Annotated in this window: 11 protein-coding genes and 1 tRNA gene; 8 read left to right on the forward strand and 4 right to left on the reverse strand. The window is 66.9% G+C overall.

Annotated features, from left to right (window positions below; all coding sequences use genetic code 11):
* Positions 1-84 precede the first annotated feature (84 nt).
* The 5 genes from ACIP63_RS01180 to ACIP63_RS01200 all read left to right on the forward strand — a co-directional run bounded on the left by ACIP63_RS01180 (position 85) and on the right by ACIP63_RS01200 (position 5,810).
* Entirely contained in the window at positions 85-1,293 is a 1,209-nt protein-coding gene (locus tag ACIP63_RS01180) for a branched-chain amino acid ABC transporter substrate-binding protein (protein WP_401512223.1), read from the forward strand.
* A 182-nt stretch (positions 1,294-1,475) separates the two neighbouring features.
* Positions 1,476-2,405, forward strand: a complete 930-nt coding sequence (locus tag ACIP63_RS01185; RefSeq protein WP_362941926.1) for a branched-chain amino acid ABC transporter permease — start codon at positions 1,476-1,478, stop codon at positions 2,403-2,405.
* A 5-nt stretch (positions 2,406-2,410) separates the two neighbouring features.
* Positions 2,411-4,204 carry a branched-chain amino acid ABC transporter permease gene (locus ACIP63_RS01190; RefSeq protein ID WP_401510277.1) on the forward strand — a complete coding sequence of 598 codons (1,794 nt, stop codon included), beginning with the start codon at positions 2,411-2,413 and terminating at the stop codon, positions 4,202-4,204.
* A 5-nt stretch (positions 4,205-4,209) separates the two neighbouring features.
* Complete coding sequence (locus ACIP63_RS01195; RefSeq protein WP_401510279.1) at positions 4,210-5,097, forward strand: ABC transporter ATP-binding protein; 888 nt, start codon at positions 4,210-4,212, stop codon at positions 5,095-5,097.
* On the forward strand, positions 5,094-5,810 hold the full coding sequence (locus tag ACIP63_RS01200) for an ABC transporter ATP-binding protein (protein ID WP_401510281.1): 717 nt from the start codon (positions 5,094-5,096) through the stop codon (positions 5,808-5,810). The genes ACIP63_RS01195 and ACIP63_RS01200 overlap by 4 nt, the downstream gene beginning before the upstream one ends.
* 72 nt (positions 5,811-5,882) lie before the next feature.
* On the opposite strand, the gene ACIP63_RS01205 is transcribed toward ACIP63_RS01200, so the two are convergent.
* Positions 5,883-6,539, reverse strand: coding sequence for an ANTAR domain-containing response regulator (locus tag ACIP63_RS01205; protein ID WP_104789892.1), 657 nt, complete (start codon positions 6,537-6,539; stop codon positions 5,883-5,885).
* Positions 6,540-6,638: 99 nt separating this feature from the next.
* Between ACIP63_RS01205 and ACIP63_RS01210 the strand changes: the two genes are divergently transcribed.
* A tRNA-Leu gene (locus ACIP63_RS01210) sits at positions 6,639-6,713 on the forward strand.
* Positions 6,714-6,822: 109 nt separating this feature from the next.
* Positions 6,823-7,599: a helix-turn-helix domain-containing protein gene (locus ACIP63_RS01215; RefSeq protein WP_401510283.1), complete on the forward strand. Its 777-nt coding sequence runs from the start codon at positions 6,823-6,825 to the stop codon at positions 7,597-7,599.
* Positions 7,600-7,605: 6 nt separating this feature from the next.
* Here ACIP63_RS01215 and pyk read toward each other — a convergent pair whose 3' ends face one another.
* Positions 7,606-9,042 (reverse strand): pyruvate kinase, encoded by a 1,437-nt coding sequence (gene pyk / locus ACIP63_RS01220; protein ID WP_401510285.1) that lies wholly within the window; start codon positions 9,040-9,042, stop codon positions 7,606-7,608.
* 259 nt (positions 9,043-9,301) lie between these two features.
* Between pyk and ACIP63_RS01225 the strand changes: the two genes are divergently transcribed.
* Positions 9,302-11,113, forward strand: coding sequence for a bifunctional metallophosphatase/5'-nucleotidase (locus tag ACIP63_RS01225; protein ID WP_401510287.1), 1,812 nt, complete (start codon positions 9,302-9,304; stop codon positions 11,111-11,113).
* Between the two features lie 60 nt (positions 11,114-11,173).
* Here ACIP63_RS01225 and ACIP63_RS01230 read toward each other — a convergent pair whose 3' ends face one another.
* Entirely contained in the window at positions 11,174-12,628 is a 1,455-nt protein-coding gene (locus ACIP63_RS01230) for a lysine N(6)-hydroxylase/L-ornithine N(5)-oxygenase family protein (RefSeq protein WP_401510289.1), read from the reverse strand.
* The gene (locus ACIP63_RS01235; RefSeq protein WP_401510291.1) at positions 12,625-14,025 is read right to left on the reverse strand and encodes a pyridoxal phosphate-dependent decarboxylase family protein; all 1,401 of its coding nucleotides are present in this window, start codon (positions 14,023-14,025) and stop codon (positions 12,625-12,627) included. Before ACIP63_RS01235 ends, ACIP63_RS01230 begins: the two co-directional genes overlap by 4 nt.
* Positions 14,026-14,061 lie beyond the last annotated feature (36 nt).

Here is a 14,061-nt window from a genome sequence, read left to right on the forward strand (position 1 = left end):
CGACCAGTACGGCCCGGCGATCGTCACGGCACCTCAGCAGAGGAGGCCGCGCCAGGGAAAGGACCTTTCGTGCGACACCGTTCTTTGCTCATACTCACCACAGTGCTCACCACAGGCGCACTGACTCTCACCGCCTGCGGATCGCGCGACGACGACTCCAAGAGCAGCGGCGGCGGCGACACCCAGACCGTCGTCATCGGTGTCGACGCACCCCTGACCGGCGACCTCTCCGCCCTCGGTCTCGGCATCAAGAACTCCGCCGACCTCGCCGTGAAGACCGCCAACGCGGACAAGACCGTCCCCGGCATCAAATTCGAACTCCAGGCACTCGACGACCAGGCCCAGCCCTCCGTCGGCCAGCAGAACGCCCAGAAGTTCATCGGCAACAAAGACCTCCTCGGCGTCGTCGGCCCCCTGAACTCCGGCGTCTCCCAGTCGATGCAGAAGCCGCTCAACGACGCCAACCTCACCCAGGTCTCCCCCGCCAACACCGGCACCGAGCTGACCCAGGGCAACAACTGGAAGACCGGCGACAAGAAGCGCCCCTTCAAGACCTACTTCCGCACCGCCACCACGGACGCCATCCAGGGCGCCTTCGCCGCGAAGTACCTCTACGACAACGCCAAGGTCAAGGACGTCTACCTCATCGACGACCAGAAGCCCTACGGCGCGGGCCTCGCCGCCTCCTTCAAGGCGACCTTCACCGAGCTCGGCGGCAAGATCGTCGGAACCGACCACATCAACCCCGACGACCGCGACTTCAACTCCGTCGTCACCAAGGTCAAGCGCTCCGGCGCCAAGGCCGTCTACTACGGCGGCGAATACCCCGCCGGCGCCCCCCTGAGCCAGCAGCTCAAGGACAGCGTCCAGATCCCCCTCATGGGCGGCGACGGCATGTACAGCGCCGACTTCATCAGCCTCAACAAGAAGGCCGAAGGCGACATCGCGACCTCCGTCGGCAAGCCCGTCGAAGAACTCGACTCCGCCAAGAAGTTCATCGCCGACTACAAGACCGCCGGATACAAGGACGCCTACGAGGCCTACGGCGGCGGCACCTACGACGCCACCTGGTCCATCATCGAGGCCGTCAAGGCCGTCGTCGCCGACAACGACGGCAAGCTCCCCGACGACGCCCGCATCCAGGTCCTCGAAGCCATGAGCCAGGTCAAGTTCGACGGCGTCACCGGCCCCGTCTCCTTCGACGAGTACGGCGACACCACCAACACCATGATGACCGCCTACCAGGTCACCAGCGGCAAGTGGGCCTCCAAGCTCAGCGAGGCCGTCAACTAGGTCTTTCGTTCGGATCAGGCTGGATCAGGCACCAGGGCACGCGAGCCCAGCACGATCCGAACGAGAGGCCCTAGGTCCACCACGGACCCCACGGCCACAGCGCACGCACACAAGACCGCGCGGGAGCGCTACGAGCACTCCCGCGCGGTGCCATATCCGAACCACTCCACGGAGGCCCTGCGGTGCACGAACTGCCGCAACAGCTGGCCAATGGACTCATCCTCGGCGCGATGTACGGTCTCATCGCGATCGGTTACACGATGGTCTACGGAATCATCCAGCTCATCAACTTCGCACACGGCGAGATCTTCATGATCGGGGGCTTCGGAGCCCTCACGGTCTACCTCGGGCTTCCGTCCGGACTCTCCCTGCTCGCTGCGATACCCCTCATGATCGCCGGCGGAGTCATCTGCTCCGTCGCCGTCAGCGTCGCCGCCGAACGCTTCGCCTACCGGCCACTGCGCACGGCACCACGCCTCGCCCCCCTCATCACCGCCATCGGCCTCTCCCTCGCACTCCAGCAGGCCGTATGGATGTGGTACCCCGACGCCACCAAGGACCGCTCCTTCCCCCAGTTCAAGGGCGAAGCGATCGACATCTTCGGCGCCCACATCCAACGCGGCGACCTCTTCGTCCTCATCGCCGCACCCATCTGCATGCTCGCCCTCGGCCTCTTCGTCTCCAAGACACGCGCCGGCCGCGGCATGCAGGCCACCTCCCAGGACCCCGACACCGCCAAGCTCATGGGCATCAACACCGACCGCATCATCGTCATGGCCTTCGCCATCGGTGCCGCGTTCGCCGCCGTCGCCGCCGTCGCCTACGGGCTCAAGAACGGCCAGATCGGCTTCCGCATGGGCTTCATCATGGGCCTCAAAGCCTTCACCGCAGCCGTCCTCGGCGGCATCGGCAACATCTACGGCGCCATGCTCGGCGGAGTCGTCCTCGGCGTCGCCGAAGCACTCGCCACCGGCTACATGAGCGACGTACCCGGCATGGAACTCTTCGGAGGCGGCGCCTGGAAGGACGTATGGGCCTTCGTACTCCTCATCCTCGTCCTCCTCATACGCCCGCAAGGCCTGCTGGGCGAACGCGTCGCGGACAGGGCGTGATACCCATGACCACCAACACCGCCCTGATCCCCCTGCCCACCGCGGCAGCTCGCGCCGCCACCACCACCGGCGCCGCACTCGCCCTCATCGGCACCTTCCTCGCCTGGACCTACACCGACACCTTCCCCGGCGACCTCACCGTCACCGGATACCCCGGCGGACTCCAGGTCCTCACCCTCATCAGCGCAGCACTCACCCTCCTCTTCGCCCTCTCCGGATACGGCATCAAGGGCCTGCGCTGGCTCACCCCCGGCGGCACCAACAGCCCCACCAGGCTCCTCGCCCTCGGCACCCTCCTCACCACCGCCTACACCGTCATCGCCGTCATCGTCACCAAGGACGACAACGGCAACCTCCTCGGACTGATCGAACTCGAACCCGGAGCCTGGGTCAGCCTCGCCGGCGCGATCATCGCCACCCTCGCCGCCCTCGGCCTCCCCAACGACCAGCCCCTCGACGACACCACCACCCCCAGCGCACTCAACCGATTCCTCGGCAGCCTCCGCGCACCGGCACCCACCCGCGCCAAGGCACTCCCCGCCTGGGCCGAAATCCTCATCATCGCCGCCGCCTTCGGCGTCGCCCTCGAGGTCTTCACCTACGGCATCGACACCGAATACGCCGAACTCTTCATCGGCTACGTCATCGCCGTCGCCTTCGGATTCACCGCACTCACCCGGGCCGGACTCATCGCCCGCGTCACCGCGCTGACCTCCAAGCACCGCAACGTCACCCTGTGCGCCGCACTCGTCGCAGCCTTCTGCTTCCCCTTCACCCAGCAGAACGAGGAATACGCCCTCATCGGCGCCAACATCCTCATCTTCGCGACCGTCGCACTCGGCCTCAACGTCGTCGTCGGCCTCGCCGGCCTCCTCGACCTCGGCTACGTCGCCTTCCTCGGCGTCGGCGCCTACGCCGCAGCACTCGTCTCCGGCAGCCCCCTCTCCCCCGTCGGCGTCCAGTTCCCCTTCTGGGCCGCCGTCCTCACCGGAGCCGCGGTCTCACTCGTCTTCGGCGTCGTCATCGGGGCCCCGACACTCCGCCTCCGCGGCGACTACCTCGCCATCGTCACCCTCGGATTCGGAGAGATCTTCCGCCTCACCGTCAACGCCCTCAACGGCGTCAGCGGCCCCGACCTCACCAACGGCTCCCAGGGCATCCCCAGCATCCCCGACCTCAACCTCTTCGGCTTCGACTTCGGACTCAGCCACGACGTCGGCGGCATCACCCTCGGCAGGTCCGCCAACTACTACCTGCTGATGCTCCTCTTCACCGCCGTCGTCGTCCTCGTCTTCCGACGCTCCGGAGAATCCCGCATCGGCCGGGCCTGGGTCGCCATCCGCGAGGACGAAACAGCGGCCACCGCCATGGGCATCAACGCCTTCCGGCTCAAACTGCTCGCCTTCGCCCTCGGCGCCACCCTCGCCGGCCTCGCCGGAACCGTGCAGGCACACGTCTCCTACACGGTCACCCCCGAGCAGTACCAGTTCGCCGGATCCGTACCCCCGAACTCCGTGTTCCTCCTCGCCGCCGTCGTCCTCGGCGGCATGGGAACCCTCAGCGGACCCCTCGTCGGCGCCGCACTGCTCTACCTCATCCCGGCCAAACTGCAGTTCATGCAGGACTACCAGCTCTTCCTCTTCGGACTCGCACTCATCCTCCTGATGCGCTTCCGCCCCGAAGGGCTCGTCGCCGACCGCAGGAAGCAGCTCGAATTCCACGAGACCGGCCAACTCGACGTACCACCGGACACACCACTCACCGACACAGCCGCCGGCACCACGAAGGCGGGGGCGTGACCACCATGACCAAGACAGACGCACCCACCGGCACCACCGTCCTCGACGCCAGCGGCGTCACCATGCGCTTCGGCGGCCTCACCGCCGTACGAGGCGTCGACCTCACCGTCAACGCCGGCGAGATCGTCGGACTCATCGGACCCAACGGCGCCGGCAAGACCACCTTCTTCAACTGCCTCACCGGCCTCTACGTCCCCACCGAAGGCAAGGTCAGCTACAAGGGCACCGTCCTGCCGCCCAAGCCCCACCTCGTCACCCAGGCAGGCATCGCCCGCACCTTCCAGAACATCCGCCTCTTCGCCAACATGACCGTCCTGGAAAACGTCCTCGTCGGACGCCACACCAGGACCAAAGAAGGCCTCTGGTCCGCCCTCCTGCGCCTGCCCGGCTACAAGAAGGCGGAGAACGCCAGCCGCGAACGCTGCATGGAACTCCTCGAGTTCATCGGCCTCGCCGACAAGGCCGACCACCTCGCGCGCAACCTCCCCTACGGAGACCAGCGCAAGCTGGAAATCGCCCGCGCCCTCGCCAGCGACCCCGGCCTCCTCCTCCTGGACGAGCCCACCGCAGGCATGAACCCCCAGGAAACCCGCGTCACCGAAGAATTCATCTTCGCCATCCGGGACCAGGGCATCGCCGTACTCGTCATCGAGCACGACATGCGGTTCATCTTCAACCTCTGCGACCGCGTCGCCGTCCTCGTCCAGGGCGAAAAACTCGTCGAGGGCACCGCCCCCGTCGTCCAGGGCGACGAACGCGTCGTCGCCGCCTACCTCGGCACCCCCTTCGAAGGCGCCCCCGGCGCCGAGGAAGCCGCCGAGGTCGCAGCCGCCGAAGCCACGGCAGCCGGCACAGCCAAGCCCACCACCACCGAGGAGGAGGACACCCGATGACCGCACTGCTCGAGGTCGAAGACCTCCGCGTCGCCTACGGCAAGATCGAAGCCGTCAAGGGGATCTCCTTCAGCGTCGAAGCCGGCCAGGTCGTCACCCTCATCGGCACCAACGGCGCAGGCAAGACCACCACCCTGCGCACCCTCTCCGGACTCCTCAAGCCCGCCGGCGGCCGCATCCTCTTCGAGGGCAAGCCACTGACAGGCATCCCGGCACACAAGATCGTCTCCCTGGGCATCGCCCACTCCCCCGAGGGACGCCACATCTTCCCCCGGCTGACGATCGCCGAGAACCTCCTCCTCGGCGCCTACCTCCGCAACGACAAGGCAGGCATCGAGAAGGACATCCAGCGCGCCTACGACCTCTTCCCCATCCTCGGGGAACGCCGGAAGCAGGCCGCCGGAACACTCTCCGGAGGCGAGCAGCAGATGCTCGCCATGGGACGCGCACTCATGTCCCAGCCCAAGCTGCTCATGCTCGACGAGCCCTCCATGGGCCTCTCCCCGATCATGATGCAGAAGATCATGGAGACCATCGTCGAGCTCAAGGCCTCGGGCACCACGATCCTGCTCGTCGAGCAGAACGCCCAGGCCGCGCTCTCGCTCGCGGACCACGGCCACGTCATGGAGGTCGGCAAGGTCGTCCTCTCCGGCACCGGCGCCGACCTCCTCCACGACGAGTCGGTCCGCAAGGCCTACCTCGGCGAGGACTGAGCACCCCCGCACACGGGAAGGGCCCGCCCCCGGATCATCCGGAGGCGGGCCCTTCCCGTACGTGCTCTGCGACTACTCGGCAGCCTTCTTCTTCTCCTCGGCGTCCTCGATCAGCGCCTCCGCGAGCTGCTGCATCGACATCCGGCGGTCCATCGACGTCTTCTGGATCCAGCGGAACGCCGCCGGCTCGGAGAGCCCGTAATCCGTCTGCAGAATGCTCTTCGCCCGGTCCACCAGCTTCCGGGTCTCCAGCCGCTGCGAGAGGTCCGCGATCTCGCTCTCCAGCGCCTTCAGCTCCGCGAACCGGGACACGGCCATCTCGATGGCCGGGACCACGTCGCTCTTGCTGAACGGCTTCACCAGATACGCCATCGCACCGGCGTCCCGGGCCCGCTCGACCAGATCCCGCTGCGAGAACGCCGTCAGCATCAGGACCGGGGCGATGGACTCCTCGGTGATCTTCTCGGCCGCCGAGATCCCGTCGAGGACCGGCATCTTCACATCGAGGATCACGAGGTCCGGGCGGTGCTCCCGGGCCAGCTCGACGGCCTGCTGCCCGTCCCCGGCCTCGCCGACGACCGAGTAGCCCTCTTCCTCCAGCATCTCTTTGAGGTCGAGGCGGATCAGCGCCTCGTCCTCGGCGATGACGACGCGGGTCGTCAGCGGCGGGACGTGCGACTTGTCGTCGTCGACGGCGTCTACGGGCTGGGGCGACTCGGGGGTGGTCACGGGGGCTCCTTGTTCCAGGGCAAGTACAGCTCCCACGAGCCTACCTAGCTGCGGTATGGTGGCTTGGCAGCGGGTCGGAGTCCACCTTCGATTCCTTGGGCCCCGGTAGCCCAATCGGCAGTAGGCGATGCTCTCAAACAGCATACAGTGTGGGTTCGAGTCCCACCCGGGGCACTTTTCCTTGGATTCCAAGGCTTCAACGGAATGCCGGAAGATCACGTGAACGTGTGAACAACGGCGCTTCTCAGGTCACGGTCGATCTGACCGAACAAAGATCGCCTCTGTGTACGACCTCGACACTCGCAAGCGCGCCCTGGCACTGGTCGCCCAGGGCTTCAGTCAGAACTCCGTCAGTAAGCAGACCGGGATCTCTCGGGCTGCCATCCGTTCCTGGCTGAAGCGAATAGAGCCTCTCGGATATACCCGGGCCGCTGAATGCCCTCGGTGCGCCGACATCCCGAGAACTCCGGATGACCCCGCCGCGTACTCGTACCTGCTCGGCCTCTATCTCGGCGACGGATGCGTCAGTTCCGCCAAGCGGGGCGTGTACTCCCTTCGCATCGCGTGCGCCGACGCGTGGCCAGGGCTGATCGACGCCTGCGTCGAGGCCGTACAGCGTGCGCGGCCGTGCAACAAGGTCTGTCGAGTACAGAGTCAAGGCTGCCAGTACGTCACAAGCTTCAGCAAGCACTGGCCCTGTTTCTTTCCTCAGCACGGTCCAGGGAAGAAGCACAACCGCGCGATCACACTCGAACCGTGGCAACAACAGATCGTCGACGCCCACCCCTGGGAATTCATTCGCGGGCTCATTCACTCGGACGGCTGTCGGATCATCAACTGGACCACCCGCCTGGTCCGTGGCGAGCGGAAGCGCTACGAATACCCCCGGTACTTCTTCACCAACAAGTCCGACGACATCCGCAAGCTGTTCAGTGACACGCTCACTGCAGTCGGCGTGGAGTGGACCACCCTGGCCCGTGGCAGCGACCCGCTCAACATCTCCGTAGCCCGACGGGCGTCCGTCGCCCTCATGGACGCTCACGTCGGGCCGAAGTACTGACGACCGTTACTGCTCCGGGCTGTCGTCCTCGCCGATGTGGTGCACCCGTACCAGGTTCGTCGAGCCGGCGACCCCGGGCGGCGAGCCGGCCGTGATGACCACGATGTCGCCCTTCTGGCAGCGGCCGATCCGCAGCAGTTCCTCGTCCACCTGCGCCACCATCGCGTCCGTCGACTCCACGTGCGGCCCCAGGAACGTCTCGACGCCCCACGTCAGGTTCAACTGCGCGCGGGTGGCCTGGTCCGGGGTGAAGGCGAGGAGCGGGATCGGGGAGCGGTAGCGGGAGAGGCGCTTGACGGTGTCGCCGCTCTGGGTGAAGGCCACCAGGAACTTGGCCCCGAGGAAGTCGCCCATCTCGGCTGCCGCGCGGGCGACCGCGCCGCCCTGGGTGCGGGGCTTGTTCCGGTCGGTGAGGGGCGGGAGGCCCTTTGCGAGGATGTCCTCCTCGGCCGCCTCGACGATGCGGGCCATGGTCCGGACGGTCTCGACGGGGTACTTGCCGACGCTGGTCTCGCCGGAGAGCATCACGGCGTCCGTGCCGTCGATGACGGCGTTGGCGACGTCGGAGGCTTCGGCGCGGGTGGGGCGGGAGTTGTCGATCATCGAGTCGAGCATCTGGGTGGCGACGATGACCGGCTTGGCGTTGCGCTTGGCGAGTTTGACGGCGCGCTTCTGGACGATCGGGACCTGTTCCAGGGGCATTTCGACGCCGAGGTCGCCGCGGGCGACCATGATGCCGTCGAAGGCCGCGACGATGTCGTCGATGTTGTCGACAGCCTGGGGCTTCTCGACCTTGGCGATGACGGGGAGGCGGCGGGCTTCCTCGTCCATGATGCGGTGGACGTCGTCGATGTCACGTCCGCTGCGCACGAAGGAGAGGGCGATGACGTCGGCGCCGGTGCGGAGGGCCCAGCGGAGGTCTTCGATGTCCTTTTCGCTGAGCGCGGGGACGGAGACGGCGACGCCGGGGAGGTTGAGTCCCTTGTGGTCGGAGACCATGCCGCCTTCGATGACGGTGGTGTGGACGCGGGGTCCGTCGACTTCGGTGACTTCGAGGGTGACGCGGCCGTCGTCGATGAGGATGCGTTCGCCGGCGGTGACGTCGGAGGCGAGGCCGTCGTAGGTGGTGCCGCAGGTGGTGCGGTCGCCTTCCATGGGTTCGACGGTGATGGTGAAGTCGTCGCCGCGTTCAAGGAGTACGGGGCCTTCGGCGAAGCGGCCGAGGCGGATCTTCGGGCCTTGAAGGTCGGCGAGGATTCCTACGCTGCGGCCGGTTTCTTCGGAGGCTTTGCGTACGTGGTGGTAGCGCTCTTCGTGTTCGGTGTAGCTGCCGTGGCTGAGGTTGAGGCGGGCGATGTCCATTCCCGCTTCGACAAGTGCCTTGATCTGCTCGTATGTGTCGGTTGCTGGTCCCAGGGTGCAAACGATTTTGGCTCGGCGCATGGTTCGAGCCTAGACCTTACCTGCGGGTAGGTAATTGTCTCCGGATGACTGTTCAACAGCCTTTCGATGAAGGGTTATTGACAAGTGTTGAATTGTGCGGCGGGGTGCTCCGATGAGCGTCTGCGGGGGCGTGCCGGCCGGGTGGCGGGTGTGTGGGCGGAGCCGCTGGTCACCAGATCGAAACCTGTTGGGGGTGTTGCGGAGCGTGGTGCCTGGGCCAGAATCTACGCGCGTTGTTCGCTCGAACGAGGAGTCAAGGATGCCGTTGAACCGTAGGACGTTTCTGGGCCGTTCGGCTGTCGCCGGTGCGGGTGTTGCGCTGGCGGGAGGGGTCGGCGCGGGCCCTGCTGCGGCCTCGGAGTCGAAGGGGCACGGTCACGGGCGTCCGCCGAAGCGGTACTCGTTCACGGTGATGGGGACGACGGACCTGCATGGGAACGTCTTCAACTGGGACTACTTCACGGACAAGGAGTTCGACGACTCGGCGCACAACGATGTCGGGCTGGCGAAGATCTCGACGCTGGTGGATCGGATCCGTGAGGACCGGGGTCGCCGGAACACGTTGTTGATCGATGCGGGTGACACGATCCAGGGCACGCAGTTGTCGTACTACTACGCGAAGATCGATCCGATCACGGCGAAGCGCGGTCCGGTGCATCCGATGGCGCAGGCGATGAACAAGATCGGTTATGACGCGGCGGCGCTCGGGAATCATGAGTTCAACTACGGCATTCCGGTGTTGCGGAAGTTCGAGGAGCAGTGTGATTTTCCGCTGCTGGGTGCGAATGCTCTGGATGCGAAGACGTTGCGGCCGGCGTTCGCTCCGTATGTGATCAAGCGGGTGCGTACGCCGCACGGTCGTGATGTGCGGGTGGCGGTTCTCGGGTTGACGAATCCTGGTATCGCGATCTGGGACAAGGCGAATGTGGGCGGGAAGATGGTGTTCCCGGGTCTTGAGGAGCAGGCGGCGAAGTGGGTGCCGAAGCTTCGTTCGATGGGTGCGGATGTGGTGATCGTTTCGGCGCATTCGGGTTCGTCGGGTACGTCGTCGTACGGGGATCAGTTGCCGTACGTGGAGAATGCGGCCGGTCTGGTGGCGGAGCAGGTGCCGGGGATCGATGCGATTCTGGTGGGTCACGCGCACTCGGAGATTCCTGAGTATTTCGTGACGAACAAGGAGACGGGGAAGAAGGTTGTTCTCTCGGAGCCGTTGAAGTGGGGGCAGCGGTTGACGCTGTTCGATTTCGACCTGGTGTGGGAGAAGGGCCGTTGGGTGGTTGAGAAGGTCGGCGCTTCGGTGCTGAACTCGAACACCGTGCCGGAGGACCCGCGGATCACGTCGTTGCTCGGGGATGAGCACACGAAGGTGGTGGCGTATGTGAACCAGGTGATCGGTACGTCGGTGGCGGCGATGTCGACGGCGGAGGCTCCGTGGAAGGACGAGCCGGTTATCGATCTGATCAATCTGGTGCAGGCGGAGACGGTGAAGGAGGCGCTGGCGGGCGGTGAGTACGCGGGGCTGCCGGTGCTGTCGCAGGCGGCGTGCTTCTCGCGTACGGCGTCGATCCCTGCGGGTGAGGTGACGATCAAGGATGCTGCGGGGCTGTATCCGTTCGAGAACACGCTGGAGGCGCGGCTTCTGACGGGTGCGCAGCTGAAGGATTATCTGGAGTACTCGGTGAGGTATTACGTGCAGACGGCTGCCGGGGCTCCGGTGGATACGTCGAAGTTGACGAATGCGGAGAATATTCCGGATTACAACTATGACGTGGTGTCGGGTGTGACGTATGACGTGGATATCGCGAAGCCGGTGGGTTCGCGGATCGTGGGGTTGTCGTTCGAGGGTGCTGCGGTGGATCCGGCGGCTGAGTTCGTGTTTGCGGTGAACAATTATCGGGCCAGTGGTGGCGGTAATTTCCCGCATGTGCCGGGTGCGAAGCAGTTGTGGGCGAATTCGGATGAGATCCGGAACACGATCATCGGGTGGGTTCGGGCGAAGGGTTCGGTGGATCCGGCGGAGTTCGCGTCGGTGGACTGGCGTCTGACGCGTGATGGTGTGCCGGTGTTCTAGCTGGTGGTGGGTGTGTTGGGGCGGCCGTTCTCCTTGGGGAGGGCGGCCGCTTTCGTGTGGTCAGTGGTCCTGGGTGAGGGGGGTGAGTGTGGTGCCTTGTCCGGGGATGGCGGGGGTGGGGTGGGGGGTGAGGCCGAAGGTGGTGAAGGCGGTGCGTTGTGGGAGGGGGTAGGGGGTGGTGTCGGTGAGGTTGTTGAGGATGGTGGCGCTGCGCCAGGCGGCGAGTCCGAGGTCAGGGGCGCCGACTCCGTGGGTGTGGCGTTCGGCGTTCTGTACGTAGATGTTGCCGGTGATGGTGGGGTCGAGGTCGAGGCGGAAGTCGGTGTGGATGCGGGGGCGTCCTTGGGTGTCGCGGTGGATGTGGGGGGCGATGCCGGTGAGGAGGGTGTCGAGGGGGCGTTCGCGGTAGCCGGTGGCGAGGACGACGGCGTCGGTGGTGAGGCGGCTTCGGGTGGCTTGTTGGGTGTGTTCGAGGTGGAGTTCGATGCGGTTGCCGCTGCCGGAGAGGCGGCCTGCGGTGCGGACGCTGACGCCGGGGGTGAGGGTGGCGTCGGGCCAGCCGCCGTGGAGGGTGCGGCGGTAGAGCTCGTCGTGGATGGCGGCGATGGTGTCGGTGTCGATGCCTTTGTGGAGTTGCCATTGCTGGGGGACGAGGGTGTCGCGTACGTGTTCGGGGAGTGCGTGGAAGTAGTGGGTGTAGTCGGGGGTGAAGTGTTCGAGGCCGAGTTTTGAGTACTCCATGGGGGCGAAGGCCTGGGTGCGGGCGAGCCAGTGGATCTTTTCGATGCCGCGGGGGCGGGCGCGGAGGAGGTCGAGGAAGATTTCGGCGCCTGACTGGCCGGAGCCGATGACGGTGATGTGGTCGGCGCGGAGGAGTTCTTCGCGGTGGTGGAGGTAGTCGGCGGAGTGGATGACGGGGGTGCCGGGGGATTCTGCGAGGGGGCGGAGGGGTTCGGGGATGAAGGGGGCGGTGCCGACGCCGAGGGCGATGTGGCGGGTGTGGGTGCGGCCGAGTGCTTGGGCTTCGCCGTCGGGGCCGAGTTGGGTGTGGTCGACGTCGAAGTGGGAGTGGTCGGTGTTCCAGCGGATGGCGTCGACCTGGTGGTTGAAGTGGATGGTGGGGAGTTGTTCGCTGACCCAGCGGCAGTAGGCGTCGTATTCGGCGCGGTGGATGTGGAATTGCTCGGCGAAGTAGAAGGGGTAGAGGCGGTCGCGGGTGCGGAGGTAGTTGAGGAAGGTCCAGGGGCTGGTGGGGTCGGCGAGGGTGGTGAGGTCGGCGAGGAAGGGGACTTGGAGGGTGGCGCCGTCGATGAGGAGGCCGGGGTGCCAGTGGAAGGCGGGGCGTTGTTCGTAGAAGGCGGTGGTGAGGGGGGTGTGGCCGGGGGTGGTGGGGATGCCGTCGGCGAGGGCGGCGAGGGAGAGGTTGAAGGGGCCGAGGCCGATGCCGAGGAGGTCGTAGGTCCGGTCGCCTTCGGCGGTGGCCCGGTCGCCTGCACGCGTGGTCCGGTCGGTCATCGGGGGGTGCTGCCTTCCGTGGCGGTGCGGGTGTGGGCGTGGGTGACGAGGGTGAGGAGCTGTTGGAGGTCGTCGGGGGTGGTGTGGGGGTTGAGGAGGGTGGCTTTGAGCCAGAGGTGGTCGTCGGCGTGGGCGCGGCCGAGTACGGCGTGGCCTTGGTCGAGGAGGGTGCGGCGGATGGTGGCGACGGTGGTGTCGTCGGTGTGGGTGGGGCGGAAGAGGACGGTGCTGATGGTGGGGCGGTCGTAGAGCTCGAGTGCTGGGTCCTGGTCGATGAGGTCGGCGAGGTGGTGGGCGGTGGCGATGGTGCGGTCGATGAGGTCGGCGAGTCCGTCGCGGCCGAGTGCTTGGAGGGTGACGGCGATCTTGAGGGCGTCGGGCCGGCGGGTGGTGCGGAGGGAGCGGCCGAGGAGGTCGGGGAGGCCTGCTTCGGTGTCGTCGTCGGCGTTGAGGTAGGGGGCGTGGTGGTGGAGGGCGTCGAGGTCGTGGTGGTGGGGGACGGCGAGGATGCCGGCTGATGCGGGTTGCCAGCCGAGTTTGTGCAGGTCGAGGGTGACGCTGTGGGCGCGGTGGAGGCTGCGGAGGGTGTGGCGGTGGGTGGGGCTGAAGAGGAGGGGGCCGCCGTAGGCGGCGTCGATGTGGAGGTCGGCGCCGTGGGTGGTGGTGAGGTCGGCGATGTCGGTGAGGGGGTCGATCTGGCCGGTGTCGGTGGTGCCTGCGGTGGCGGTGACGAGGAGGGGGCCGTCGTTGCGGATGAGGGCGTCGCGGAGTGCTGTGAGGTCCATGACGCCGGTGGGGGCGGGGATGACGACGGGTTGGGGGAGGCCGAGGAGCCAGGCGGCGCGGGTGATGCTGTGGTGGGCGTTGGCGGCGCAGATGGTCTGTACGGGGCCGTGGCGTTCGCGGGCGAGGAGGAGGGCGAGTTGGTTGGCTTCGGTGCCGCCGGTGGTGACGAGGGCGTCGGGGTCGGGGGTGTGGGGGTAGATCTCGGCGGCGAGTGCGGTGGTGAGGGCGGCTTCGAGGGCGGAGGCTGCGGGGGCCTGGTCCCAGGAGTCCATGGAGGGGTTGAGGGCTGATGCGGCGAGGTCGGCTGCTGCGGCGAGTGCGAGGGGTGGGGTGTGGAGGTGGGCGGCGCAGTGGGGGTGTGCGGGGTCGGCGGCGCCTTCGGTGAGTGCGGTGACGAGGGTGCGGAGGGCGTGGTGGGCGCCGGTGCCGTGGTCGGGGATGAGGGGGCCGGTGGTGTGGTGGAGCTTTTCGGTGACGGTGTGGGGGCCGCCGGCGGGGAGGGGGCCGTTGCGGCGGGTGGCGCCGTCGTGGAGTGCGGTGAGGACGGTGTCGATGAGGGGCCGCAGGTGGGCGGGGCCTGCGGTGCCTCCGGCGAGGGGCGGGGTGGGCATGGGTGGTGTGGTCCTTCGGGTGCGCGGGGGCGGTGG

It is taken from the genome of Streptomyces sp. NPDC088746, from assembly GCF_044751065.1.
Taxonomy (GTDB): Bacteria; Actinomycetota; Actinomycetes; order Streptomycetales; family Streptomycetaceae; genus Streptomyces.

Excerpts from the sequence above, each read along its gene's own strand:
- pyk (WP_401510285.1), bottom strand. The coding sequence starts at position 9,042 with ATGCGCCGAGCCAAAATCGTTTGCACCCTGGGACCAGCAACCGACACA.
- ACIP63_RS01195 (WP_401510279.1), top strand. The coding sequence starts at position 4,210 with ATGACCAAGACAGACGCACCCACCGGCACCACCGTCCTCGACGCCAGC.
- ACIP63_RS01225 (WP_401510287.1), top strand. The coding sequence starts at position 9,302 with ATGCCGTTGAACCGTAGGACGTTTCTGGGCCGTTCGGCTGTCGCCGGT.
- ACIP63_RS01230 (WP_401510289.1), bottom strand. The coding sequence starts at position 12,628 with ATGACCGACCGGACCACGCGTGCAGGCGACCGGGCCACCGCCGAAGGC.
- ACIP63_RS01235 (WP_401510291.1), bottom strand. The coding sequence starts at position 14,025 with ATGCCCACCCCGCCCCTCGCCGGAGGCACCGCAGGCCCCGCCCACCTG.
- ACIP63_RS01190 (WP_401510277.1), top strand. The coding sequence starts at position 2,411 with ATGACCACCAACACCGCCCTGATCCCCCTGCCCACCGCGGCAGCTCGC.
- ACIP63_RS01200 (WP_401510281.1), top strand. The coding sequence starts at position 5,094 with ATGACCGCACTGCTCGAGGTCGAAGACCTCCGCGTCGCCTACGGCAAG.